This window comes from Oryzicola mucosus (assembly GCF_014534685.1).
Taxonomy (GTDB): Bacteria; Pseudomonadota; Alphaproteobacteria; order Rhizobiales; family Rhizobiaceae; genus Oryzicola; species Oryzicola mucosus.
Window position 1 is genome coordinate 223,437 of record NZ_JACVVX010000003.1, and the last position, 25,901, is coordinate 249,337.

22 protein-coding genes are annotated in these 25,901 nt (G+C 61.3%); 19 read left to right on the forward strand and 3 right to left on the reverse strand.

Going from position 1 to position 25,901, the window contains the following annotated elements; genetic code table 11:
- The first annotated feature begins 1 nt into the window (after position 1).
- The 4 genes from ICI42_RS11315 to ICI42_RS11330 all read left to right on the forward strand — a co-directional run bounded on the left by ICI42_RS11315 (position 2) and on the right by ICI42_RS11330 (position 7,761).
- Entirely contained in the window at positions 2-1,312 is a 1,311-nt protein-coding gene (locus tag ICI42_RS11315) for an aspartate aminotransferase family protein (RefSeq protein ID WP_188164678.1), read from the forward strand.
- 136 nt (positions 1,313-1,448) lie between these two features.
- Positions 1,449-2,870: an amidase gene (locus ICI42_RS11320; protein WP_188164679.1), complete on the forward strand. Its 1,422-nt coding sequence runs from the start codon at positions 1,449-1,451 to the stop codon at positions 2,868-2,870.
- Positions 2,871-3,059: 189 nt separating this feature from the next.
- Positions 3,060-6,200: a CHAT domain-containing tetratricopeptide repeat protein gene (locus tag ICI42_RS11325; protein ID WP_188164680.1), complete on the forward strand. Its 3,141-nt coding sequence runs from the start codon at positions 3,060-3,062 to the stop codon at positions 6,198-6,200.
- Positions 6,201-6,318: 118 nt separating this feature from the next.
- Entirely contained in the window at positions 6,319-7,761 is a 1,443-nt protein-coding gene (locus ICI42_RS11330) for an aldehyde dehydrogenase (RefSeq protein ID WP_188164681.1), read from the forward strand.
- 187 nt (positions 7,762-7,948) lie between these two features.
- On the opposite strand, the gene ICI42_RS11335 is transcribed toward ICI42_RS11330, so the two are convergent.
- On the reverse strand, positions 7,949-9,496 hold the full coding sequence (locus tag ICI42_RS11335) for a GMC family oxidoreductase (RefSeq protein ID WP_230980286.1): 1,548 nt from the start codon (positions 9,494-9,496) through the stop codon (positions 7,949-7,951).
- A 46-nt stretch (positions 9,497-9,542) separates the two neighbouring features.
- Positions 9,543-10,283, reverse strand: a complete 741-nt coding sequence (locus tag ICI42_RS11340) for a GntR family transcriptional regulator (protein ID WP_230980287.1) — start codon at positions 10,281-10,283, stop codon at positions 9,543-9,545.
- Between the two features lie 114 nt (positions 10,284-10,397).
- Here ICI42_RS11340 and ICI42_RS11345 point away from each other — a divergent pair, with 114 nt between their 5' ends.
- From ICI42_RS11345 to ICI42_RS11390, 10 genes are all read left to right on the forward strand, one after another.
- Positions 10,398-11,228, forward strand: coding sequence for an alpha/beta fold hydrolase (locus ICI42_RS11345; RefSeq protein WP_188164683.1), 831 nt, complete (start codon positions 10,398-10,400; stop codon positions 11,226-11,228).
- A 44-nt stretch (positions 11,229-11,272) separates the two neighbouring features.
- The gene (locus tag ICI42_RS11350; RefSeq protein ID WP_188164684.1) at positions 11,273-12,412 is read left to right on the forward strand and encodes an FAD-dependent oxidoreductase; all 1,140 of its coding nucleotides are present in this window, start codon (positions 11,273-11,275) and stop codon (positions 12,410-12,412) included.
- Between the two features lie 67 nt (positions 12,413-12,479).
- On the forward strand, positions 12,480-13,079 hold the full coding sequence (locus ICI42_RS11355; protein WP_188164685.1) for an amino acid synthesis family protein: 600 nt from the start codon (positions 12,480-12,482) through the stop codon (positions 13,077-13,079).
- A 22-nt stretch (positions 13,080-13,101) separates the two neighbouring features.
- Positions 13,102-13,560 (forward strand): YbhB/YbcL family Raf kinase inhibitor-like protein, encoded by a 459-nt coding sequence (locus tag ICI42_RS11360; RefSeq protein ID WP_188164686.1) that lies wholly within the window; start codon positions 13,102-13,104, stop codon positions 13,558-13,560.
- A 71-nt stretch (positions 13,561-13,631) separates the two neighbouring features.
- Positions 13,632-14,354 carry a class II aldolase/adducin family protein gene (locus ICI42_RS11365; RefSeq protein ID WP_188164687.1) on the forward strand — a complete coding sequence of 241 codons (723 nt, stop codon included), beginning with the start codon at positions 13,632-13,634 and terminating at the stop codon, positions 14,352-14,354.
- Positions 14,355-14,466: 112 nt separating this feature from the next.
- Positions 14,467-16,092 carry a GMC family oxidoreductase gene (locus ICI42_RS11370; RefSeq protein WP_188164688.1) on the forward strand — a complete coding sequence of 542 codons (1,626 nt, stop codon included), beginning with the start codon at positions 14,467-14,469 and terminating at the stop codon, positions 16,090-16,092.
- Entirely contained in the window at positions 16,092-17,021 is a 930-nt protein-coding gene (gene fhmpcd1 / locus ICI42_RS11375) for a 5-formyl-3-hydroxy-2-methylpyridine 4-carboxylate 5-dehydrogenase (RefSeq protein ID WP_188165055.1), read from the forward strand. The genes ICI42_RS11370 and fhmpcd1 overlap by 1 nt, the downstream gene beginning before the upstream one ends.
- A gap of 4 nt (positions 17,022-17,025) precedes the next feature.
- Positions 17,026-17,580, forward strand: a complete 555-nt coding sequence (locus ICI42_RS11380; RefSeq protein WP_188164689.1) for a TRAP transporter small permease — start codon at positions 17,026-17,028, stop codon at positions 17,578-17,580.
- Positions 17,577-18,848: a TRAP transporter large permease gene (locus ICI42_RS11385; RefSeq protein WP_188164690.1), complete on the forward strand. Its 1,272-nt coding sequence runs from the start codon at positions 17,577-17,579 to the stop codon at positions 18,846-18,848. The genes ICI42_RS11380 and ICI42_RS11385 overlap by 4 nt, the downstream gene beginning before the upstream one ends.
- 13 nt (positions 18,849-18,861) lie before the next feature.
- Positions 18,862-19,869 (forward strand): TRAP transporter substrate-binding protein, encoded by a 1,008-nt coding sequence (locus ICI42_RS11390; protein WP_188164691.1) that lies wholly within the window; start codon positions 18,862-18,864, stop codon positions 19,867-19,869.
- Positions 19,870-19,889: 20 nt separating this feature from the next.
- Here ICI42_RS11390 and ICI42_RS11395 read toward each other — a convergent pair whose 3' ends face one another.
- Positions 19,890-20,297, reverse strand: coding sequence for a fimbrial biogenesis chaperone (locus tag ICI42_RS11395; RefSeq protein ID WP_188164692.1), 408 nt, complete (start codon positions 20,295-20,297; stop codon positions 19,890-19,892).
- 92 nt (positions 20,298-20,389) lie between these two features.
- Here ICI42_RS11395 and ICI42_RS11400 point away from each other — a divergent pair, with 92 nt between their 5' ends.
- The 5 genes from ICI42_RS11400 (at position 20,390) to pldA (ending at position 25,896) form a co-directional block, all read left to right on the forward strand.
- Entirely contained in the window at positions 20,390-21,427 is a 1,038-nt protein-coding gene (locus tag ICI42_RS11400) for a putative B6 ABC transporter substrate-binding protein (RefSeq protein ID WP_188164693.1), read from the forward strand.
- 75 nt (positions 21,428-21,502) lie between these two features.
- Positions 21,503-23,053 carry a putative B6 ABC transporter ATP-binding protein gene (locus ICI42_RS11405; RefSeq protein ID WP_188164694.1) on the forward strand — a complete coding sequence of 517 codons (1,551 nt, stop codon included), beginning with the start codon at positions 21,503-21,505 and terminating at the stop codon, positions 23,051-23,053.
- Complete coding sequence (locus ICI42_RS11410; RefSeq protein WP_188164695.1) at positions 23,050-24,129, forward strand: putative B6 ABC transporter permease subunit 2; 1,080 nt, start codon at positions 23,050-23,052, stop codon at positions 24,127-24,129. The genes ICI42_RS11405 and ICI42_RS11410 overlap by 4 nt, the downstream gene beginning before the upstream one ends.
- Before the next feature lie 3 nt (positions 24,130-24,132).
- Complete coding sequence (locus tag ICI42_RS11415; protein ID WP_188164696.1) at positions 24,133-25,068, forward strand: putative B6 ABC transporter permease subunit 1; 936 nt, start codon at positions 24,133-24,135, stop codon at positions 25,066-25,068.
- Positions 25,069-25,089: 21 nt separating this feature from the next.
- Positions 25,090-25,896, forward strand: coding sequence for a 4-pyridoxolactonase (gene pldA / locus ICI42_RS11420; protein ID WP_188164697.1), 807 nt, complete (start codon positions 25,090-25,092; stop codon positions 25,894-25,896).
- The last annotated feature ends 5 nt before the right edge of the window (positions 25,897-25,901 follow it).

Below are 25,901 nucleotides of genomic sequence, written 5' to 3' on the forward strand. Positions count from 1 at the left end.
CATGTCGATGGTGAACGCTTTTTCGCGAGACGATTTCGAACGGCTGGATGAGACCGAGCGGGCGCTAATCGCGCGCCGTGAAAAGGTGCTCGGCCCAGCCTACCGCCTGTTCTACGAGAAGCCGCTGCATCTTGTGCGCGGCGAAGGCGTCTTCCTCTATGATGCGGCCGGCGACAAATACCTCGACGCCTACAACAACGTCGCCTCGCTCGGTCATTGCCATCCGCGCGTGGTGGAGGCGATCACCAAGCAGACGGCAGTTCTCAACACACACACGCGGTATCTTCACGAAGGCATCGTCGATTATGCAGAGGCGCTGACGGCGACCTTCCCAGAGGCGCTGAGCCAGGCGATGTTCACCTGCACCGGCAGCGAGGCCAACGATCTGGCCGTGCGCATCGCCCGTCATGTCACTGGCGGAACCGGCATCATCGCAACCGATCTTGCCTATCATGGCCTGACGAGCGCGGTCGCCGAATTCTCGCCATCGCTTGGCGAATCGGTGACGCTCGGAGCACATGTCCGCACCATTCCCGCACCCGACAGCTACCGTCAGTCGCCGGCCGAGGTGATGGAAAAGTTCGGTCGCGACGTCAGCGCCGCCATTGCCGATCTCAGGCGCCACGGCATCAAGCCGGCCATGCTGATCACCGACACGATCTTCTCCAGCGACGGTATTTTCGCAGGGCCGAAGGGTTTCCTGAAGCCGGCGGTGGATGCGATCCATGCGGCCGGCGGCCTCTTTGTGGCCGACGAGGTGCAGCCCGGCTTCGGCCGTACCGGTGAAGCGATGTGGGGTTTCGAACGCCACGGAGTAGCGCCGGACATGGTGACGATCGGCAAGCCGATGGGCAACGGCTATCCGATGGCCGGCATCGTGCTGCGCCCCGAGGTCATAGCCGAGTTCGGCCCGCGGGCGCGCTATTTCAACACCTTTGGGGGCAATCCGGTCGCAGCCGCTGCCGGCAAAGCAGTGCTCGAAACGATCCGCATCGAAGGCCTGCAGCAGAATGCGCTTGAGGTTGGCCGCTACCTGATGGACGGCTTGAGAAGCTTGTCGCACCCGGAGATCGGCGATGTGCGCGGTTCAGGCCTGTTCATCGGCGTCGAGATCGTCGCGGACCCGACCGCCAAAACCCCTGACGCGGCGCTGACGACCCGGATCGTCAATGGCTTGCGCGAACGGCGTGTTCTCATCAGCGCGTCCGGTCCCAATGCGAATATTCTTAAAATCCGTCCCCCACTCGTCTTCTCGCGGGAGAACGCGGATATGCTGCTGGATGTCATGGGGGATGTCCTGAAAACCGTCTGATCTTGAGGCGTGTCAGCCTGCTCAGACCAGCTTGCCGGTCCGGTATCGGCTTTCGCTGCTATGACATTGACACTGAGCCATTCCACTGTTGCCCTCTGTAGGGTGGGTTGCACCGCTGAGATTCCAGGAGACTGATTTGACGGGCGATATTACGCGGCTTTCAGCCCTGCATCTTTCAAAAGCCATCCATTCGAAACAGGTTTCCTGCATCGCCGTCATGGAAGCCTATCTGGACCGGATCGAAAGACTCAATCCCAATATCAACGCCATCATATTCCTGCGTCCCCGCGCGGAATTACTGGCTGAGGCTAGGTTGGCGGATGAGGAACTGGCAAACGGCGCGTCGCGCGGCTGGATGCATGGCTTTCCGCAAGCGGTGAAAGATCTCTCAGAGGTGAGGGATCTACCGACAAGCTGGGGTTCGCCGATTTACCGCGACCACGTCTCGACGGAAGATTCTATTCATGTCGAGCGGATCAGAAAGGCCGGCGCGATCTTCATCGGAAAGACCAATGCGCCTGAATTCGGGCTTGGGTCGCATACCACCAACCCGGTGCATGGACCCACAAAAAACCCCTACGATCCGACAAAAAGCGCGGGCGGCTCCAGCGGCGGCGCTGCTGCTGCGCTGGCGGCGCGGCTTTTGCCCGTGGCGGATGGCAGCGACATGATGGGTTCGTTGCGCAACCCGGCCGCATTCAACAATGTCGTCGGGTTCCGCCCGAGCGCCGGCCGCGTGCCGAGCGACGGTACGGAACTGTTCATCGGGCAACTGAGCACCGCAGGGCCGATGGGCAGGACGGTCACCGATGTGGCGGCACTGCTTGTGACTCAGGCTGGGTACGACCCCCGCGATCCGCTGTCGCTGTCCGCCGAGGACCTGACACTGCGCGGTCCGGCGGAAACGAAAGGGCTGAACATTGCCTGGTTCGGTGATTTCGACGGATATCTTTCGTTTGAGCCCGGCGTCCTTGACCTCGGACGCAAGGCGCTCGACGTGCTCGTCTCCATCGGCTGTCAGATCGAGACCGTTCGGCCGGAGTTCGACCTGCAAACGCTCTGGGACGCGTGGTTGACCCTGCGCAGCTTCGACGTTGCTCATGGCTTGCGCGAGCTATATGACAGGCCGGAAACGCGAGCACATCTGAACCCGCAGCTTCGCTACGAGTTCGAGCTGGCGCAGTCCCGCACTCCAGCCGACATTCACGCCGCCTCGACGGTGCGTACGAGCTGGTACAAATATATGCTGGCCGTGTTCAGCCGTTACGACTATCTGGTCATGCCCGCCGCGCAGATATTCCCTTTCGATGTCGATCTGCCGTGGCCACAGACCGTGGACGTCAAGGAAACCGATACGTATCATCGCTGGATGGAGGTGGTGATCGGCCCGACGATGGCCGGATTGCCCGTTGCAGCAATGCCCGCCGGCTTCAACGCCTACGGTATTCCGAACGGCATTCAGATTGTCGGTCCACCCCGCTCCGACCGCGCAACACTGGAATTTGCACTCGCCTATGAACAAGCGGCTGAGATTGAAACAGGCAATGCGTTCGACTGAGGGGGGCGTGCCACGCGGCCTGACGTTTTACTTCGGATCCGCCAGATCGCTTGCGTGGCGGAAGATCCATCCGCCATATTTGTGGACTTGAGGAGAGATATCGCGATCTTCACATGAATCGGTCGTTTTGACAAAATCGCAACCTGGCGGTGTCACTCAGTCTTTTTAGATTTGGACTACAAGAGTTTTATGCTGCACTTCTTACGATTCTTCCTTTCCATCCTGCCCGCCGTGGCCTTCTTCTTCATCGCAATACCCGCTTTCGCCCAAGCGCCATCCAAAGCCGCCATCGCCCAATCCGATTCCATCGCGCCAAAGATGAAGGCGCTGTCTGCCGGGGGAGACGCCGCGGGGGCGCGACGCATGGCGGAGGAAGCGAGCGCGAAGTTCAAGGCCGATGGAGAGGTCTGGCTCTCCGCCAGCTATCTTGTCTCAGCCGCGACCTATGCCATACAGATGGGCGACGCGGCCGGAGTGAGCGCTGATTACTATCCGCGCCTGCAGGAATTGCTCGCCCTTCTGGATGCGGTCGAAGAGACTCGCGGCAGCCAGCTCGTTGCAGTTCTGATGGAAGCCAAAGGCAAGCTCGGCGAGACCGACAAACAGGATGAACTTGCAGCTGTCTATGAGGAGCGCGCTGCCAGGGCCCACGGCAAGAACAGCGAAGAGCACATCGAAGCCCAGATCCGCACCGCTTATAACCAGCTCGAAAGCGGACGCACCGGCGACGGCTTCACCCGGCTCAGACAGGCATTGGCAGAGGCCGCAGCCACCAAGCTGCACGCGTTGACGCTGAGGCTATACACCGAGGCAGTGCGGGCCTTCATGCAGAACGGTCTCAACGACGGTGCTGCCATTCTGTTCGATCAGGCACTGCAAGCCGATGCCATCAACGCCGATGTCAAGGAACTGGCGGATTTCTATCTTGCTTATGCCGAATTTCGCACCTTGGTGCCCGATCCGCAGCAGCATTTCGTACCGCTCTATTCGATGGCTACCAATCTCTACGATAAGTATTATGGCAGGGAATCAGCCGAATTGATCCATGCCACCGACAAGCTTGCCTCGGCTCTGTCGGGCATCGGCCAATATGGAACGGCCTTCGACGTAGAGAAGCGCAACTACGAGGTGGCGCTGAAGACGCTGGGCGAAGACAATACCGTTACCTGGCGGATCGCCAACAATCTGGCGGATATGCTGCGTGGGCTGGGTTCGCCAAGGCGCGCCCTGGACTATGATCTCGCCATTCTCGAAAAGCGCAGGAACCACTACGGGCTAGATCACTTCAACACGCTCGTCAGCGTCAACAACACGGCGCTGAATTATCTCGATCTCGGCGATTATGGAGAAGCCCGACGCTATTTCGACCAGTGTCTGTCGATTGCCACGCAGATCGGCGACGAGGCGACGATTGGCAGCATGGAAGCCTGGGTCGACTATACCGATCTCGTTTCCGGCGTGAAGCCGCTGGACAGCGAAGCGATTGGCCGGATGGAGGCCCTCATCACCGATGGCAATTACCCCGCCATTCTCAGCATGAAGGCGGCCTATCTGCTTGCAGATTACGATGCCGGGAAGGGCGATGCCCAACGCCAGATCAAGCATTTGCAACAGGCATTCAGTATAGCCGCCGACGAAATGAGCATGGGCCACCCCCTGGCCTTCGCAGGTCGCATTGCTATCGCCAAGGCGAAGGCCAAAACCGATAGCGCCACTGCGGCCAAGGAGATGGCTGGCGTCGACCGCGACATGCTGAAATGGGTCAATCTGCAGGTTGCAGTGGTCGCAGGTCGCGATGTCGGCGATGCGATCCGCGCCATGGCCGATGGACTGCTCTACGACTACGCGCTTCTTGCCGAAAGCGACGCCGCGATGGTGCCAGGCTTCATCGATGCGGCGCGGCGCTGGCCGTCCCTGGCTACGGACGATGCCGACAATGTTTTGAGGCTGCAGCGCTTCATCGATCCAGCGGATACGGGCACCGCTCGACTGCTGGATCGCGTTCGAAGGCTTGGCCGCATTGCACAGGAAACCTTCGCTGCCGATGTGGAGCAGGACCTTGCCTATAAGTATCTTGAGGAAAGCAAGGTGCTGGAACGGCAACTTCACCAGCAAGTCGCCGGCCGCTATCAACTCGATCGCGAAACATTGATGAACCAGCCCTTGCCTACGCCGGCGGACCTTTTGGCAGGTGATCAGGCGCTGGTCCAGTATTTCACCACCCGCAAATGGCCGGTTGATCGCAGCGGTGACGATCCTATGGAGGACACCAGGCTTTACGCCATCGTCTGGCGCAAAGGGGAGGCGCCCACCCTGAAAATGCTCGGCGATCCCAACCGCCTGCTAAAGATCGATGGCGATATAGCTGAGGCGATGGATGCGCCGGCACGAGATGAAGATGAGGAAACTGGCCTTGGCGAGGGCGGCAGAAAAGCATTTGCCACGCTCCACGACCGACTGATCGCGCCGGTAGAGAAAGACCTTGCCGGTGCCGAAACGCTTTTCATCGTCCCGGACGGTCCGCTTTTCGCGCTGCCTTTCTCATTGCTGCAGGATTCCAGCGGCAAGCTCCTGGAAGAGCGTTACACGTTGCGGACGCTGACGGAGCCGGAAGCGCTGTATCGAGCCTTGGACGGCGGCAAACTGCCTATCGAGGGGCGCGTGGTGCTTGCCGGCGGTATCGACTATACGAATGGGAAGGAAGCCGGTGCAACACCGCTTCCCGGCACCCTGCGCGAGGTTAAGGAGATTGCTGGCGTGCTCGCCGAAGGGCAGCTCAAGATCGAGACCATAACCGGCGACGATGTGCTCGAGCCGGATCTGCGCAAGCGGCTTGAAGGCGCGTCCGTCGCGCATTTGGCCACCCACGGTGCTTATGGCAGCCCACAAAATGGCGGGGCGAGCAATGTCGATACGATGTGGCAGAGCGAGATTATCCTGGCCCGGTCGGGCGATACCCATGCCATGCGCCGCGACGAAAGCGACGGGCGCCTCTACGCCTTCGAACTGATGGGTTGGAACCTGGCGGGCCTTGACCTCCTGGTCCTGTCCGCCTGTGAAACCGGTCGTGGCGACGAAGCCTTCATTGGTGGCGTGCGGGGGCTTCCAATGGCAGCAAGCCTGGCTGGCGCGCGACGCGCGCTGCTCACCCTTTGGCCGGTCGCCGACGAGGGAACCGCCGATTTCATGACACGCTACTATGAACATCTCAAGGCGGGCGCGACCTATGCCGAGGCTTTGCGCATCACGCGAAGAGAAGCGATCGACGGAAAGATCGAAACGGCCAAGGACCCGCTTGTCTGGGCCGCGTTCGTTCTATTCGAAAACTGAACATACTGCCCCGCAAGCGGGCAACGTCAGCATTTTGGGCGAGGTTGACGACAATGTGTTCTCGCTGCGTCGAATGGTCGGTTTCAGTGCTGCGCAGAAATTCGTAGATTGAAAGAAAATGGAGGATTCCTTGCAGCAGACTGTATCCAACGCCGGCATCTCCGGCCAATTCGTGCGACTCAACCCAATGTCTGGTGAGGTCGCTAGCACCGCGCAGGCGGGAAAGGCTGCCGACGCCATCGCAGCTGCCGACAAGGCTGCGGCAGCCTTCCCGGCATGGTCGGAAACCGGCCCGGGCGCCCGGCGGCAGCTGTTGATGAAGGCCGCTCAGGCGCTGGCCGCGAAAAAAGACGAACTCATCGCTGTCATGCAGGCCGAAACCGGTGCGACGGCAAGCTGGGCCGGCTTCAACGTCATGCTTGCAACGGGCATGATCGGCGAAGCTGCGTCGCTGACGACGCAGATCAAGGGCGAGGTTATACCATCCGACAAGCCGGGTTGCCATGCGATGTCGGTCCGCGAGCCCGCAGGCGTCTGCGTCGGCATCGCACCGTGGAATGCGCCGATCATCCTTGGCGTGCGCGCCATTGCCACCGCGCTTGCCTGCGGCAACACCGTTGTGCTCAAGGCCTCGGAAAAATGCCCGGCGTTGCACAGCCTGATCGTTGAATGCTTCCAGTCGGCTGGTTTCCCCGATGGCGTCGTCAACGTCGTCACCAACGCGCCGGAAGATGCCGCCGAAGTGGTGAACGCGCTGATCGATCACGCTGACGTGCGCCGGATCAATTTCACCGGGTCGACAAGCGTTGGCAAGATGGTCGCACGGCGGGCGGCGGAACATCTGAAACCGGTCCTGCTGGAACTTGGGGGCAAGGCGCCGTTCCTCGTTCTGGACGATGCCAATCTCGATGAAGCCGTGGCCGCCGCCGCTTTCGGGGCCTTCTTCAACCAGGGCCAGATTTGCATGTCGACGGAGCGGATCATCGTCGTCGAGGCCATCGCCGATGCTTTCGTGGAAAAATTCCGCGCCAAGGCAGCCACCCTGTTTGCTGGCAACCCCGCGGAAGGCAAATCGCCGCTCGGTGCTGTGATCGGCACGGAAACCGTGGAAAAGGTGAAAACGCTGGTCAACGATGCCGTCTCCAAGGGGGCAAAGCTGGCCACCGGCGGAACCGCCGAGGGCGTTCTGATGTCTGCCACCGTCGTCGATGGCGTGACGAAAGACATGCGCCTTTACAGCGAGGAAAGTTTCGGCCCGGTGGTCGCGGTGATCCGTGCCCGCGACGAGGATCACGCTATCGAATTGGCCAATGACAGCGAATACGGCCTTTCCGCTTCGGTGTTTACCGGCGATGCGGCGCGCGGCCTGCGTGTCGCCCGCCGTATCAAATCCGGCATCTGCCATATCAACGGCCCAACCGTTCACGACGAGGCGCAGATGCCGTTTGGGGGCGTCAAGGGCTCCGGCTACGGCCGGTTCGGTGGCCAGGCCGGCATCGCGGAGTTTACCGAGTTGCGCTGGATCACCATCGAAACGTTGCCGGGGCATTATCCGATCTAACCCGGCGATACCGGCCCGCCCCTTGCGTCGAAGAAAATGACCGATCAAACGCCGTCAATCGGTCATTCAGATCAAGCTGGCGAGCGAATGCTGAACCGCACGGTGTGGCGCAGCGCTCGCTAGCTCGCATCGCATCGAGATGGCGTGCCATGTCCAAAGCGTCGTGGTTCGTCTCTTGACGCGGGTATCAACGTCTTGAATTCATGGTTCGAGCAAACGTCTCGGCAATCGCCAAAACAGCAGCGTGAATCGGTCCTGCGGTAAGACTGGGCATGACGGAAGCGTCGACGACGAACAGATTGTCCAGCGCTTTAAGCCGCAGATCAGCATCGATAGGGGCGTCCGCATCCTTGCTCATTCGGCAGGTGCCGGATGGGTGATGATGCGTAATAACAGCCTGCGCGATGAAGTCGTCGATCTCGGCATTGGTTTTCAAGGGGCCGGGTAGAAGTTCGGCTTCTCGCCACTCTGCCAGTTCTTGGTGATGACCCATGCTGCGCGCGGCCTCCAGTGCCTGGCGAAACAATTCGCGGTCGTGATCGGTCTGCAGATAGGCAGGATCTATGAGCAATGGATCTCCAAGCTCCGGTCCCGTAATGCGCACGCTGCCACGGCTCGTCGGATGGGTGATACCGAACAGCAGCGAATAGGCCGTGCCGGGGGCAGGGGCGTTGAAGCTTTCGGATACGATCGGCGCGACGCCGCAGCCGACGACGATGTCCGGCCGCCCTGTGCCGGTGAAGTCGCTTGCCCGCATATAGGCCATCGATTCGGAATGCTGGAGGCGCGAGGGAGGCACATGTTTGCGAGCCGCATAAAGGTTGCCTGCGCCCAGCAGATGGTCCTGAAGGTTGCGGCCGATGTCCGGCATATCGACCAGGCAATTCACGCCGGCCGCATCGAGGATATCCTGCGGCCCTATGCCTGAGCGCATCAGCAGCGCCGGGCTTTCGAGCGCCCCGGCGCACAGTATAATCTCGTCGGCACAGACCTCGATCGGACCCTTTCGCCCCTCGACCTCAAGGCTGCGCACCCGATTTCCGTCCAAAGTCAACCGGCGAACCTGGGCTCCCGTGAGAATGGTCAGGTTTTCGCGGGCTCGCACGTCAGGCGTGAGCCAGGCATCCGCCGCCGTGACCCGCCGCCCGTTGCGAATGTTCAGGGAGTTCGGGGTAACGCCGATCATCTCGCCGCTGTTGTGGCCGCGAATGCGAGGCAGACCTAGCGATGCGCCGGCCTCGATGAACGCGCGCGCAACCGCACTTACCTCATCGTCCGGCATATAGACGGGCAACGGCCCATCCTTGCCGTGTAAGCCGTCGCCGCCGAGCGGGTGGTTCTCGATAGCCTGGAAAATAGGTAAAAGTTCAGCCCAACTCCATCGGGAATCGCCAGTTGCATCGGCCCATGGCTGAAAATCGGACGGGTGGCCTCGCATGTAACCCATTGCGTGAAGGCAGCTTGAACCGCCAATGACCTTTCCGCGCGCCCAGCGATGAATACGACCCGCGGTCCCGGCCTGAGGCTCTGTCTGATAGTCCCAATCGTAGCTGCGGCCTTGAAGTGCCGGCCAGGCAGCGGGAGTCCAGATATCGGGATCTGTTGGTTCCTCGCCAGCCTCGATCACCAAAACGCGGCGGTCAGGCTCTTCGCTCAGTCGCGCGGCAAGCAACGCGCCAGCCGAGCCGCCGCCGACGATAATGATATCGGCATTTGGTTTGCGCTCAACAGTCATCAACATTCCCTATGGCCAATAGCGGATTCGACCGGTATCTCGGCGCTTAAACCGCGCCGTCCATGGATAGCTTGGCGGCCGCCTTTGCTTTCAAAAGATGCTTTTTCGAAGCTTTGCGGGCGGCTTTTTCGTCACCAGCGGCGATGGATTCAAATATCTCCCTCATCTCCGCCAGACTGCTTTGCGCTCGGCCTTCCAGTGACATCGAACGTCCTCGAAAGAAGCTGATCCTGGCCACCAAGCCGCGATGGACTTCTTCGAGGACAGGATTGCCGCAATTGGCGAGGATGATCGAATAGAAGTCCGCGGCCGTCATGACCTGCGCAAGGCTGTCATTGCTGGACGCCGCCTCTTCGAATGCGGAGAGAGATTTTTCCAGCTCAAGCACTTGTTCCGGCCGAATTCTCGACGCACAGCGTCCCGCCGCCTCGACTTCGAGCAGTTCTCGGACCTCGTAGATGGCGGTGGCCTTTTCCCATGTCAGCGCCGGGATCGAAGGCCCGCGATTGGGCACGATCTCGATCAGGCGCTCGGCCTCGAGACTGCGCAACGCCTCCCTCAGAGAAGGGCGGCTGATGCCGAGCTGCGTGCACAGCTGACTTTCGATAAGACGGCTGCCCGGCTGGAACAGCCCGGAGAAGATGGCGAGCCGCAGCTTGTCCACTGTCTCCTGCTGAACCGTTCGTGGCGAAATCCGCAAATTCAGATTTGTGGGCATCCGGTACGTCTCATGGGCTCGGGTCGCTGCTGACGCATCATATGCGACGACACTGAAATAGGACAGCAAGAATAACTGGATTGTCAATTATCAAGATTGCAAGAATGTCAGACAATCGGTGTTGACGTCCCCCTTCGTTTTGTGTTCCTCTTGCGTGAGAGAGGCGGCAGCGAGGATCACAACATGGCGGCAGACATTCCTTCCGACCACCGGATTTCGCGGCGCATTTCAACGGGTCGCATCGACTTGAATGTGCGTGAAACCGGCAGCGGCCCGCTGATGCTGTTTTTCCATGGCATCACAGCCAACTCGGCGGTCTTCACCCCGATGATGGCGAAGCTTTCCAGCCGCTTTACGACCATTGCAGTAGATCAGCGGGGGCATGGCCTCAGCGACAAGCCTGGAAGCGGCTACGAGGCGAGTGACTACGCCGACGATATCGCAGCGTTGATCAGGACTTTGGATCGAGGTCCAGCCATACTTGTTGGCCATTCGCTCGGTTCGAGGAACTCGGTTACAGCAGCGGCTCGGTATCCGGAGCTGGTACGCTCGGTGGTCGCAATGGACTTCACGCCGTATATCGAGACCGAAGTGTTCGACGCGCTGGAAGCCAGAGTGAATGCGGGAAATCAGCTTTTTCCCGATGTGAAGGCTGTGGAAACATACCTGGCCGGCCGCTATCCGAACATTCCCGTCGATGCCATCAAGATCAGAGCCGAAAGCGGCTATGAACGGGTCGATGGCGGGTTGCGTCCACTGGCTTCGCCCGAGGCCATGGCGCAGACGGCCAAGGGCCTTCGTGCCGACCTGACGCCCGCATACCGGGAAGTGACCAGGCCTGTTCTCATCGTTCGCGGCCAGGAAAGCAAACTGGTCTCCGCGGCGGCACTGGCAAAGACAAGTCAGCTGCGTCCTGACCTGCCGGTCGTCGTCGTTCCGGGCGCCGACCACTACGTCAACGAGGTGGCTCCAGAGATCACCCTGAGAGCCATCGTGAATTTCATCGACGCCTGAAGGCCCAAAACCGTCATCATTTCGTACGCAGCAGGATTCAGAATATGGCCAACGTAAATGCAACTTCCGGAAAAGCGCGACGCGCCGAGGTCGCTGGCGGCGGATTTGCCGGGCTGACGGCTGCCATCGCGCTCAGGCAGGCCGGCTGGGATGTCCGGCTGCACGAGAAGGGCCCGGAACTGCGGGCGTTCGGGGCGGGCATTTACCTCTGGTATAATGGGCTGCGCGTGCTCGAAGGTTTGGGTGCACTCGATGAGGTTCTCGAAGGGTCGCACACGCCGCCGACCTACGAGACCTGGATGCACAACAAATCTGTCTCGAAGGAAACCTTCAACGGCCTGCCGTGGCGCATCATGACCCGGCGCCATCTGCACAATGCGCTGGTCAATCGCGCCCACGCCGTCGGCGTCGAAATCCGCACCGGTTCCGAGGCGGTCGCCGCCGAAGCTGATGGCAAACTGACGCTGCAGACCGGCGAGGTTCTTGAAGCTGATCTGATCGTCGGCGCCGATGGCGTCGGCTCCAAGGTCAGGGATTCGCTTGGCTTCAAGCAGGATCGCTGGATCTCCACCGATGGCATCATCCGGCTGATCGTGCCGCGCATGAAGAAGGAACTCGGACATGGCGAGTGGGACAACACTATCGACATGTGGAACCATTGGCCGCGTGTACAGCGCATCCTCTATTCCCCCTGCAACAAGGACGAACTCTATCTCGGCCTGATGGCGCCGGCTGCCGATCCGCGCGGCTCGGCAGTTCCGATCGACCTCGAAGTCTGGGTCGAGATGTTCCCTTTTCTGGAGCCGTGCCTGATCGAGGCGGCCAAGCTGAAAACGGCCCGCTACGACAAATACGAGACGACCAAGCTGGATAGCTGGACCCGCGGCAAGGTCGCGCTGGTCGGCGATGCGGCTCATGCCATGTGCCCCGCTCTCGCGCAGGGCGCGGGCTGCTCTATGGTCAATGCCTTCAGCCTGTCTCAGGACCTCGCGGAAAACTCATCGGTCGAGGACGCTCTGACCGCCTGGGAGCAGCGCATCCGTCCCATCACCGATCGCTGCCAGGCCATTTCGGGCGACTACGCCGCCAACCGCTCGCTCTCGAAGGGCAACATGTTCACGCCGGCGGCTCTGGAAGCAGCTCGCTACGATCCGCTGCGCCGTGTGTTCTCATGGCCGCAGTGAATTCCGGCGATCCGGTCAACAACTCAACAAGCGCGCAAGCAAGCCGCGCTCTCCTTGGGAGATAAGCATGGATTACCAGGCCGAAGTCGAAAAACACTACGAGGTGCGTGGCTGGTATTCCGCCGTCCACGAGATCCGGCATGATGGCGGCAAACCGGGCGAGATACTCGTCAAGGCGGCCGTGGGTGTGATCATCCGCAATCCCTTTGCCGGGAAGTTCGTGGAGGACTTGTCCGAGCTAACGAAGCCGAGTGCGTCCATCGGCCATGCCCTCGGCGCGAGGGCAGCCGCCCTTCTCGGCGGCAGACCTGTCGAAAGCTATGGCAAGGGCGGCATCGCCGGAACCTCCGGCGAACAGGAGCATGTCGTAGCGTGTGTCACGACGGTGTTCGGAGACCCTCTACGAGAGCAGGTGGGTGGTGGTGAAGCCTGGATTTCATCGGCCAGCAAGGTTGCTTCCGCAGGCACGTCGATCGACATCCCGCTTGCTCACAAGGATGAACTCTACATCCGCTCCCACTACGATGCGGTCACTTTCTGTGTGCCGGATGGGCCGCGCCCGGACGAACTGCTGATCTGCGTCGGCGTCGCCTCGGGCGGTCGCGTGCACCAGCGCGTTGGCGGCAAGACCGTGGCCGACCTTAAATCGGCCAGCTTGTTCGAATGAAATTTGTGAAAGGACGCGTTACATGCCGTTGAACATCAAGGACCTCAAGATTTCCTCTACGGATTTCGAGCCGCTCGGACGGCTGCGCGACGAACACGCCGGCGACAAGGGCAACGTATTGCCCAAGCTGACGGTCAGCGGCGTTCCCGCGGAAGCGAAAGAACTGGCGGTCATCTGCCACGATCCCGACGCTCCCCTCGCCAACGGCTTCACGCACTGGACCGTCTATGGCATCGACCCCAAGACAACCGACCTGTCCGACGCGCAGGAAAAATTCCGGGTCGGTCCCAACGGTGCTGGCGGCATGCAGTATTACGGACCTCAGCCGCCCGCCGGCCATGGCGATCATCACTATTATTTCTGGGTCTATGCGCTCGACACGAATGTCGAGGGAACGCCGACGCGCGAGGAATTCCTCGAAAAATATGCCGGCAACATCATCGAGCAAAATCGGATCGTCGGCATCTACGAGAATAAGTGAAAGTCCGGCGTCGGCGGTCGATAACAACAATAAATACGATCGCCTTCGCCGCATAATGGGAGACTTTGAGAGTGAATGAGAACAGTTCCGCCCGCCAGACTGTCTTTGAAGAGCTGGCGACAGCCACGAAGATCCTGCTGAACGAGGGTATTCTGGATACGTTCGGGCACATCAGCGCGCGCGATCCAGAGGATCCCAGCAGCTTTTTCCTGGCCCAGAAGCTTGCCCCAGCCCTGATTACCGCCGACGACATGGTGCGCTTCAACCTCGACGGCGAGACGACCGACAACCGGCCGTCCTATCTGGAACGCTACATCCACAGTGAAATCTACAAGGCGCGGCCCGACGTGCAATGCGTGCTGCACAGCCATTCGCCTGCGGTGCTGCCCTATTGCTTCACCGATACGCCGCTGCGCCCGGTCACGCATATGGGCGCGTTCATGGGCGAGGCTGTGCCCGTCTACGAGATCCGCGACAAACTGGGCGACGAGACCGACCTTTTCGGCGGCAGCCCCAGCGTTTGCGCCGATATTGCCGAAAGCCTGGGCGACCAGACCGTTGTCCTCATGGCGCGCCACGGTGTGGTGAATGTCGGCAACTCTGTCCGCGAGGTGGTGTTCCGGGCTTTCTATCTCGAGCAGGAAGCCAAGGCGCTCACGGCCGGCCTGCAGATAGGCAAGGTCAACTATCTGTCTCCGGGCGAGGTGAAGACGGCGGGACAGCTCGTCGGCAAACAGATCGACCGTGGATGGGATCACTGGTCCCAGCGGCTCAGGCAAGCCGGGCTGGCCTAGGGCCTGCCGATTGGTGACGTCTGCCGGGATATCCGGTCTTTTCCGGGTTTCCCAGCTTGAATCTCAAAGGTTCCAGGCGCTTCGGCGTCAGGTGAAAGCGACGAAACGTATCATGCCGCATGCGGAAAGTTACGACTACGTCATCGTTGGGGCCGGATCGGCCGGTTGTGTGCTGGCCAACCGGCTGAGCGCCGATCCGCGCTGTTCGGTGCTCCTGCTCGAGGCTGGCGGCTGGGATCGCGATCCGATGATCCATATCCCGCTCGGCTGGGGCAAAATCCTTACCGGGCGCCGCCACGACTGGATGTATTTCTGCGAGCCTGAAGACAATGTCGGTGGCCGCAGCGTCGAGTGCGCGCGCGGCAAGGTCATCGGCGGATCGTCATCGACCAACGCCATGGCCTATGTCCGGGGCAATCGCGGCGACTATGACCGTTGGGCAGCCAACGGCTTGAGCGACTGGTCTTATGAGAAGGTCCTGCCCTATTTTCGCAAGCAGGAGAGCTGGGAAGGCGGCGAGAGCCACTACCGCGGCGGTTCCGGTCCGGTCAGCACCCAGTTCTGCCGCTACAAGGACACGCTGATCGATGCGTTCGCCGAGGCCAGCAGGCAGGCAGGTTATGCGCAGACGGAAGATTACAATGGCGAACGGCAGGAGGGTTTCGGTCGCCTCCAGATGACGATCGCGAAAGGTCGCCGCTCTTCGACCGCCTCCGCCTATCTCCGGCCTGCACTGAAGCGGCCAAACCTGACCGTCTTGACCGAAGCCATGGCGACGAAGATCGTGATGGAGGGCGCGCGCGCTACCGGCGTCACCATCAATCATCGAGGAGCCGGACGCACCGTCACCGCCCGGCGGGAAGTGCTGCTTGCCGGCGGCGTCATCAACACGCCGCAACTGCTGATGCTTTCGGGCGTCGGCGCACCCGACGAGTTGGCCGTGCAGGGCATACAGACGCTGGTCAGCCTGCCGGCGGTCGGCAAGAACCTACAGGACCATGTCTCTGTGATCCTGATGTATCGCCGCCGCGAGCCGGGGCCGTTCCTGCGGATGATGCGGGCAGACAGGATCGGGCTTGATTTCGCAAAAACCTATCTCACCGGAAAGGGCTTTTCCGGCGACGTGCCCGGCGGCGTGGTCGCCTTCCTCAAGAGCGGACCGGAGCGTCCGCTGCCGGACGTGCAGCTTTTGTTCACCGCGGCTCCGCTTGCGGCATGGCCATATTTCGAGCCATTCAAAGCGCCGTTCAAAGATGGTTTTGCGACCAGGATCGTAGCGACCCAGCCGGAGAGCCGGGGGTCGGTAAAACTGGCATCGGCAGACCCTGTGGTTGCCCCTCTGATCCACCAGAATTTCCTGGCGTCGCCCAAGGATTGGGAATCGCTGCGCGCCGGCTTCCGCGTCGCGCGGGATCTGGCTTCGCAGACCGCGATGCGGCCCTTCATCGAGGCCGAATTCTTCCCAGGTCCGAAGTGCCAGAGCGACGAGGAGATCGACGAACACATCCGCCGGACATCGATCACGGTGCATCACCCTGCCGGCACGTGCCGGATGGGCAGCGACGACGCCTCGGTCGTCGATCCGGAATTGCGGGTTCGGGGCGTCGCCGGCCTGCGGGTTGTCGATGCCTCCGTCATGCCCGACCTGGTTTGCGGCAATATCAACGCGGCGGTCATCATGATCGCCGAAAAGGCTGCCGACCTGATTGCAGCGTCCAGAAGGAGCCAAGCAGCGTGATGATCCAGCGCATCGCCATTATCGGTATGGGTACGATGGGCCCCGGCATGGCTGCCCGGCTTGCAAGAGCCGGAATGCAAGTCAGCGCCTACGACGTCGCCCCACCTGCGATCGAGCGCGCTCAGTCCATGCTGGGCGTGGCGGAGACCGTTCTCGACTCCCTCGGCATTGCGGCGCCATCGACGGGCAGTGGGACGGTTCGCTTCACCAACGACATCGCCGATGCCATCTCCGGAGCCGACCTCGTCATCGAAAACGTTCCCGAAAACATCTCGGTCAAAGCAGAGGTCTATCGTCTGATCGACGGTCTCGTAGCACCGGATACGATCGTTGCTTCCGACACGTCGGGTATTCCGATCACGCAGTTGCAGGCGCACATCTCCAACCCCGCGCGCTTCGTCGGGATGCACTGGTCGAACCCGCCGCACATCATTCCGATGATCGAGGTCATCGCCGGCGAGCAGACCGCCGATGAGACAGTCCAGACCATCCGCGAACTGATCCGTTCGCTTGGGCTCCTGCCTGTGGTGGTCAAAAAGGACGTTCCGGGTTTTGTCGAGAACAGGGTGCTCTATGCCCTTTTGCGCGAGGTGGTGGATCTCGTGGAGCGCGGCGTCATCGAGCCCGAGGATATCGACACCTGCGTGTCCTGGGGGATAGGCTACAAGCTCGCCGTCGTCGGGCCGATGGCACTGCTCGATATGGCCGGGCTCGATATCTACAACTCGGTCTCGACCTTTCTGAATTCGGACCTGGCGGATCGCAAGGACGTTGCCCCGATGGTGGGCAAGAAGATCGCAGCCGGCACCCTCGGCATCAAGTCCGGTGAGGGCATCTACTCCTATACGCCTGAGCGCATTGTCGAACTTCAGCGCGAACGCGCCCGTAAGCTGGTCGCGATCCGACGCATCCTCGAAGGGACCGATTGAGATCATGGCGACGACTGAAAGCCGAACGGTGAAACAGCCTGGGGGTACCCCTGCGGGATCAGGTTTCGCAGGCTCAGCGATGGGCGCGCTGCACACCTTGCTCGGCGTCACGCTGCTGTTCGTCGTCGTTGTCAATTTCGTCAACGCGGTCAGCCGCTATCTGTTCGGCATCTCGCCGGTCGGCGCCGACGAGTTAATGGTCTATGTCGTGATATGGGCTGTCATGGTCTCGGCCATCGTCTCGCTCTTCCTGCGCTCTCACATCAACGTCAACCTGTTGCCGTTGTACGCAAAGGGGCGGGTGCGCCATTTTCTGCACATCATTCACGACGTCGCTGCGGTCGTTGCCTGTGGCTATGCTACCTACGCATCCTGGCTGTTCATCGGCCGCATTTCGAGGCTCGGCGTCACCAGCATGGGGCTCGAGCTCCCAATGACCATTCCACACGCGGCCTTGCTGGTCGGTTTTGCCGGTCTGACTCTCACCGGTGCCGTCATGCTCGTCCGCGACGTTCTTGCGCTGGTCCGCAACGCCCCGCATGCCGAGGTGCGGCCATGATCTGGTCGCTCGCTGTTCTCCCGCTGCTGCTGCTGGCTGCCGGAACGCCCGTCTTTCTGGTGTTCCTGACCGCGGTAGTGGTCACGATGATGTTCGTCATGCCTTTGCCGCCAGTGGCCCTGCAGCAGGTGCTTTTCGGTGGGCTGGATAATTATGCGCTGCTGGCGATCCCCTTTTTCGTCTTTGCCGGCGAACTGATGAGCACCAGCGGCATCGCCCACCGGTTGATCAACTGGGCAATGGCGATGGTGGGTCGTGTTCCGGGCAGCCTTGGGGTCGCTACTGTCGCCGCCTCAACGGCAATTGGCGCCATCAGCGGATCGAGCGTGGCCGCCGTCGCCGCTCTCGGCAAGACGCTCTATCCGAAACTGGTTGCCTCCGGCTACGGCAAGGAGCGTGCCGGCGGTCTGCTCGCATCCAGCGGCGCCATCGACATCGTCATCCCACCCAGCATCGCGATGATCCTCTATGGACTGGCGGCAGAACAATCGATTCCCAAGCTGTTCATGGCCGGTATTCTGCCGGGGCTGCTCATGGCTGGCATGATGGCGGGATTCGTCGTCATCGTCGCTGTGCGCAACGGGATTCCCAGCGAGGGCCGCTTTGAGCCGAGGCTTGCCTGGCAAGCGACGAAAGAGGCATTCTGGGCGCTGTTGATGCCGATCTTTGTGCTCGGCGGGATCTATAACGGCCTGTTCTCCCCAACCGAGGCGGGCGGGTTCGCCTGCGTCTACGCCATCGTGGTGGCGCTGTTCATCTATCGGACGATGTCGGTGCGCGACGTCATTCGCGCCGCTGGCAACGCAGCTATCCTGTCCGGCCAGATCATGATCATCGTCGCGGCGGCCAGCGTCATCACCTGGATGCTGACCACCCAAGGCGTGCCGCAGGCGATCATTGCCTGGATCAATGCGCTTCAACTCAGTGCGCTGACGTTCCTGCTTGCCGTCAATGTGGGGCTTCTGGTGATCGGCTGCTTCCTCGACCCGACCTCTGCCATCCTGGTCTTTGCGCCGCTTTTGGTGCCCATGGCAATCGCGCTGGGGATCGACCCTATTCATTTCGGCATCGTCATGACGATCAACCTTGCCATCGGCATGTTCACGCCACCCTTCGGCCTCAACATCTTCGTGGCGCAGTCCGTCACCGGCCTTCCTGCGCACTCGCTCTATCGCGGAGTAGGACCCTTCGTTGTCGTTCTCGTGCTGGCTCTGCTCATCATCACCTACGTCCCGGCGTTGTCGCTCATGCTTGGTTCACAACTTTAAAAAGGGGAATTCGATGCTTTTGAAACTTCTCAAAGCCGCCGCGTTGACCACCGCCATCGCATTGACGCCGCTGGCCGCGGCGCAGGCGCAAACGACGATGAAGCTCGCCTCGGCTACGATCAACGACGTTCAGCACGAATGGCAGAAAGTCTTTGCGAAAGAACTGCAGGCCCGCGTCGGCGACGCCGTGAAGACCGAGATCTACCCAGCCAGCCAGCTCGGCGCGATTCCGCGCATGGCCGAAGGCGTATTGCTGGGCACCATCGAGGCCTTTACGACGCCAACCTCCTTCATGACCAACGTCGATCCGCGCTTCCAGGCTTTCGACGTTCCCGGCCTTTTCAAAACGCCGGAAGACGTGCACGCCGCGATCCATAATCCGGAATACCGCAAGCATCTCGAGGAAATGTTTCTCGACAAGGGGCTTCGGGTGATCGGCGCGATCTACAACAGCCCCACCGTGGTGTTCACTAAGAAGGACGTCACTACGCTCGATGGTCTGCGCGGTCTCAAAATCCGCACCTTCGCTTCGCCGCTGCAGATCAAGCCGATGGAACTGCTGGGTGCCACGCCGCTGCCGCTGGCGCTGACCGAGGTGATACCGCAGCTTGAATCCGGCGGCCTGGACGGCATGCTGGTGGGCATGCCGATCCTGACGGCGTTCAAATATTACGATGTCGGCAAGAACATTCTCGATCTGCGCTTTGCGGAAATCGTTTCCGTGACTGTCGTCAACGAGGATTGGTTCCAGGCACAAACCGACGAGGTCAAGGCTGCCATTGTCGAGGCCGGTCGCGCCGCCGAGGAGCAGGTTTTCCCCTGGGGCGTCGAGAATGTCGAAAAGACCTACAAGGTTTGGTCCGACAATGGTGGCAAGGTCAACGAGCTGTCGCCTGAGGACCAGGCCAAGATGGAGGCGGACTTCTCGAAGCTCGCCGCCGAGCTTTTGGCCGCTGACCCCGCCGTTCAGGCCGAGTACGATCGGCTGCGCGCGCTCGTCGACGCAAAGGCCAAACAGTGACCGCGCTCACCCGCTCCGGCTCAACGGCAGTCCAGCCCGGTTTCCTCAGCGCGGCAGTCGAGCTGTTGAGCCATCGGACGGGTGCGGGCGAGGCTGAGGTCCCAACGCGTCTCATAGGTGCGGCCCTCCACGCCGCACCACGCCCGCTCCAGCGGAAGGGCTTCACCATGCGCATTCATCGCCGCCCAGGTTCCGCTCCGCAGGTTGAAGCGCAGGTCGAGTTCGGCACTCTCGCCGGGCGCTATTCTTGCCAGATCCGTAGAGAACCAATGGGCGATCTCCGCCTGACACAGAATTGGCGCGGCCCCCGAGTTGCGTATTTCGACCGGAACGGCGGACAGACCGTCGAGTTCGACGGTCTTCCCTGCAATCGCGGGGGCAGTAAGCGCCAGGAACAAGGCGGCAGGACAAAGGAGGGATGATCTCATAGAAAAATGAATCCACTGATAGTTCGCGCTGAATAATAATACAGTATATATGTGATCTTCTATCGGGAACAGTCAAGTAACGGGAGAATAAAATGACAGGTTTGATTAAACGAAGCATGCTTGCCGCGCTCGCGGCGACATTTATGGCGGGAGCCGCGCTCGCGGCCGAAGTAAAGTCGATCGCCATCATGACACCTGAGGAGGGCACCGACTTCGGCTGGAACCAGCAGGGCGTCGATGCGGCCAAGGCTGCTGCTGCCGCGGCCGGCATCGAGGTCATCGTCGCCTCCGGCCTCGGCTACGGCGATGTACGCCCGGCGCTGCGCGAAATCGCAGCCGATGGCGCCAGCTTGATCATCGCACATGCCAGCGGCTACGCGACCTCCGCGCCGGAAATTGCCGAGGAGACGAAGGTGCCGGTTGCCATCGTCGATTCACCCCAGGCCCTGAAAGCCGGCCTCGTGGCCGACTATACGCTGAGCGGCCATGAGGGCGCTTATCTCGCAGGGCGCCTGGCGGCCAAGATGAGCCGCTCCAAGCATGTCGGCATCGTCGTGTCGGGCGAGCCGCCCTCGTGGAACTCGCAGTCGGCCGGCTTCGCTGAAGGGGTCAAGGCCGAAAACCCTGAGGTGAAGATCACCTATGCGGTGATCGGACCCGCCGCCTACAGCGACGCGGCTGGCGGTCGACGCGTCACCGAAAGCGTCATCGGCGCAGGCGCCGACATCATCTTCGGTCAGGGCAACGGCTCGAGCTTCGGCATGTTGCAGGCGGTCGAAACCGCCAAGGCAGCCGATGGCGGCAAAGTCCTGTTCATCGACGTGATCGGCGACAAGACCTCTGTCGGCAAGGGTTTCCTTTTGAGCTCCGTCGTCTGGGACATCACTCCGGTCTACTCTGCCATGATCAAGGATCTGAAGGACGACACCTTTGGCACCAAGCGCTACGCCATCGGGCTTGCCGACGACTCTGTGAAGCTGCTGAAGACCGACCAGATCCCGGACAATGTCTGGGGCGAGGTACAGAAGGTCCGCGATCAGATGATTTCAGGCGAGATCAAGGTCGAGCCGGTCTTCGAAGCGACCGCTGTCCGCGCGCTGATGACCGACGTCTCCGACGCGCCAAAGTAGGCGTGAGTCACCTGGCGAAGGGGGCCGTGAAGCCCCCTTCGCAATTCGACGCAGTTGAAACTTATGGTGGAATCAATGACGGAGCAGACGCAGGCAGGGCCGGCTATCGTGTCTCTCGAGGGCGTTACGAAGCGGTTCCCCGGTATCGTTGCCAACGATAGGGTCGACCTCGAAATCCGGGCAGGGGAGGTCCACGTCCTGCTCGGAGAGAACGGCGCGGGGAAGTCCACGCTGATCAGCATGTTGTCTGGCCTCCAACAGCCCGATGACGGCCGCATCCTTATCGACGGTGTGGAGATGCCGATCCGCTCGCCCAGCCACGCGCTGTCTCTCGGCATCGGTACGGTCTTCCAGCACAATATGCTCGTGCCGACGCTGACGGTTGCCGAGAACCTCGCCCTTGGCGGCCGCTGGTGGCAACGGCCGAGGATCGCTGAACTCAAGGCGCGTGTCGCAGAAATCGCTCGTCCGCTCGGGATCGAGATCAATCTGGGTGCGAGGGTTTCCGAACTGTCGCTTGGCGAGCAGCAACAAGTGGAGATCGTACGCGCGCTGTTGCGCGACAGTCGCCTGCTGATCCTCGACGAGGCGACCTCGATGCTGACACCCAAGGGCATCGCGGAACTCGGCGCACTTATGCGGCGGCTGGTCGAACGCGGGCTTGCCGTCGTCTTCATCACGCACAAATTGGGCGAAGCGGCCGACTTCGGCGACCGCGTCTCGGTGCTCAAGCTTGGCCGCAAGGTTGGCGAGATCACGTCGGAGCGCCTTCGTATGCTAGAACGAGCAGCCCTGGTCGATGAGATCGTGGCTATGATGTTCGGTCGGCAAGCCGGTGCCGATGTGATTTCCATCCCGCCGCGTGCCGCCAATGATGACGCCTTGCTGGAGGTGCGCGAGCTCTGCGTGGCGGAGACGTCCGATGCGCCCGGGCTCGACAGGATTTCGTTTGCGATCGGGCACGGCGAAATCCTCGGCATCGCCGGCATCGACGGTAACGGCCAGAAGCAACTCGCTGAAGCGCTTGCCGGACAACGACCGGCGGACAGCGGCAATGTGCTGCTCGCTGGAAAGGCGCTCGATGGCCTGGATGTTGGCGGACGCCGCCGGCAAGGGTTGCGCTACCTCACTGATGACCGGCTCGGCGAAGGCACGGTCGGCACCTTTCCCGTCTCGATCAATTATTTTCTTAAGCAGATCGGCGAACCGCCGCTGTGGCGTTCCGGCATGGAGCGAACCCGAGAGATAGATGCGCGCGCCAGCGAACTGACGCGCCGCTACGATGTCCGTACGCCGGGCATCTCGACGCCGGTTGGCCGGCTTTCCGGCGGTAACATCCAGAAAGTGTTGATCGCCCGCGAACTGGCGGACGGTGCCCGCGCGGTGATCTTCAACAAACCGACCTACGGCCTGGACCTCGCAAATACGCTGGCGACGCGCCAGCGCGTCCGAGACATTGCCGGGCAGGGGCTTGCCGTGCTCCTGATCTCGACAGACCTGGAGGAATTGCTCAGCATGTGCCACCGTATCGCCGTCATTTCCCAAGGGCGCCTCGTGGGCATCGTTTCGAACGGCGATGGCGCCGGGGAACGGGTGGGCCGCCTCATGATCGGACTTGCGGCATGAGCGCCGATGCCGCCCCCGTACGTGCCACAGCACCTGACGCATCGGCCGGCAAATTCGGCCGCCGTCTCGCCATTGCACTTGGGCCTATCATCGTCTCGCTGGTGCTTGCTGGTTGCGTTCTGCTGGCGGTGGGAGTCAATCCGCTGGCCTATTATGGGTTTGTTGTGGAACGAGGGCTTCTGTCGCCGCTCGGCCTGCAGCAGACGCTGACACGCATGGCGCCGCTTCTCTTCATAGCCGCCGGGCTCATCGTCGCCTTCCGCGCCGGCATGTGGAATTTGGGTGGCGACGGCCAATTCCTGTTGGGGGCGGTGGCGGCGGCGGCAAGTGCGCCGCTGCTGGTCCAGACGCTGCCGAGCTGGCTCGCGCTGCTTCTGGCTTTCCTTATCGCAACTGTTGTCGCCATGGTCTGGTCGTTGGTCCCGGCGCTGCTGCGCGCGTATCAGGGCATCAATGAGATCATCACCACGCTGATGATGTCGTTTCTCGGCGTCTCTCTCGCCAATGTGCTTGTGAAGCTCGCATTCCTGGACCCCAGCACCACCGTGCCGCAGACGCGTACGCTGGCGGTGGGCGACCGGCTGCCAAGGCTTTTTGAAACGACCATCACCAGCGGACTCATTTTCGGGCTGGTCGCCATCGTTGTCGTTCATCTGGTCATGACGCGCACAGCCTTCGGCTTGAAGCTTAGAACCGTCGGGGCCAATCCGCGCGCCGCGATCCATGCCGGCCTCAATGTGCCTGTGCTGACCGTTGCGGTCTTCGCCATTTCGGCGGGGCTGATCGGCATGGGTGGCGCGATCGACATCATCGGCATCCAGGGAAATGTTCGCGCCGACTGGAATCCGGCCTACGGTCTGGCCGTCATCCCCGTCGTCTTTCTGGCACGCATGAACGGCTTCGCCGCCATTGGCTTCGTCTTCCTGCTGTCCGTATTGTCCATCGGCGGAGAGAGTGCGGCCCGCCGGCTCGGTGTTCCTCAGCATTTCACCATGGTCCTCATCTCGATTGTGCTGATCACCTTGGCGGTTGCGGAATATCTGGGCCATCGGCTCAATCAGGCGCGGAAGGTTTGAACGATGGGCGGGTTTTTCAGCGACACCTTTTTGACGGCACTGCTCTTCGGCGCCGTGACGGCTGCGATACCGCTTCTTCTTGCCGGCCTTGGTGAGCAGATGTCTGAAAAAGCCGGTGTGCTCAACATTGGCATAGAAGGCATGATGATCACCGGCGCCTATATCGGGTTTGTAGGAGCCTACTATTCCGGGTCTTTCTGGATCGGTTTCATTGCCGGCGCAGCAGGCGGCATGGCCGTGGCCACGCTGATGGCGCTCCTATGCGTACGGTTCGGTTTGAACCAGATCGTGATCGGTATCGCGCTGACGCTCGGGCTGGAGGGGTTGACCGCGCTTCTGCACCATTTCCAGTTCTCGCGCAGCTATCCGCGCCTGCCAGCGGCCGAGGTGACGCCCATCCCGCTGCTGTCTGATATTCCGGTCTTGGGGCCGGCATTGTTCAGGCATCACCTGATCGTCTATCTCGCGGTCGCAATGGTCGGGGTGATGATCTGGGTCTACAAGCGCACGCAGTTCGGGTTGAACCTACAGGCGGCAGGCGACAAGCCCGCTGCACTCGACGTGGCTGGCATCGACGTGATCCGCACCCGCACGGTGGCTGTGCTTTTCACCGGCGGCATGGCGGGTATAGGCGGCGCCTACCTTGCCAATGTCGGCGCGGGGCTCTTTATCCCCTTCATCACCAACGGCGCGGGTTTCCTCGGCATCGTGCTGGCGATGCTGGCGAGAGGCCGTCCTGTCTGGGTGCTCGTCGGCGCGCTGATCTTTGGCGGCTGTCTCTCCATGACGACGGCCGCGCAGGTGGCGGGCATCCGCATTCCGACCGACGTTATCCAGATGCTGCCGTTCCTGGCCGTGATGGCGATGCTCGTCCTGTTTGGGCGTCGCGCCGGCCTGCCGGCAGCCCTCGGTATTCCCTATGAGCGCGGTGCGCGCTGACCATCAACCAAGGAGGCGAAGATGGCTGACACAAAGGTTTATCTGCTCGACGGCGGCTCGCTCGTGATCGACGGGTATCACGTGTTCTGGAACCGCGGCCCGGCGGGCGACGTGCGTTTCCCCGTCTATTCGATACTGGTCGAGCATCAAGAAGGGCGTTTCCTGATCGACACCGGCTTCGACTACGACCACGTCATGAAGGTACTTCCCTTCGAAAAGCCGATGCAGACGAAGGAGCAGACGATCCCCGGCGCGCTGGGCTTGATCGGGCTTGAGCCGAAAGACGTGGGCGTGGTGTTCAACTCGCACTTTCACTTCGACCATTGCGGCGGCAACAAATATTTCCCGCATGCCAAGAAGATCTGCCACAGGCTGGAAGTGCCGCAGGCTTGCGCGCCCCAGCCCTTCGAGCATCTCGGCTATTCGGATCTGAGCTTTTCGGCAGAGGCGGCCGAGGCACGCGGGGTGACCGATCAGCTTCTCGCGGGCACGACGCGCGAGAACTCCACCTTCGAAGGCATCGAGGGCGATGTGGAACTCGCCAAAGGTGTTCATCTGATCTTCACGCCGGGCCATTCCATTGGCCACTACAGCCTGCTGGTAGAATTTCCTAACCGTCGCCCGATCCTCTTCACGATCGACGCCGCCTATACGCAGAAAAGCCTGGAGACCCTGTGCCAGGCATCTTTCCACATCGATCCTGTTGCCGGCGTTGAATCCATGCGCCGCGTCAAGAAGCTGGCTGAGGAAAGAGATGCCGAGTTGATGTTCTCCCATGACATGGAGAACTACCAGAACTACCGTACCGGCACGCAGTTCTACGGCTGAGGTAA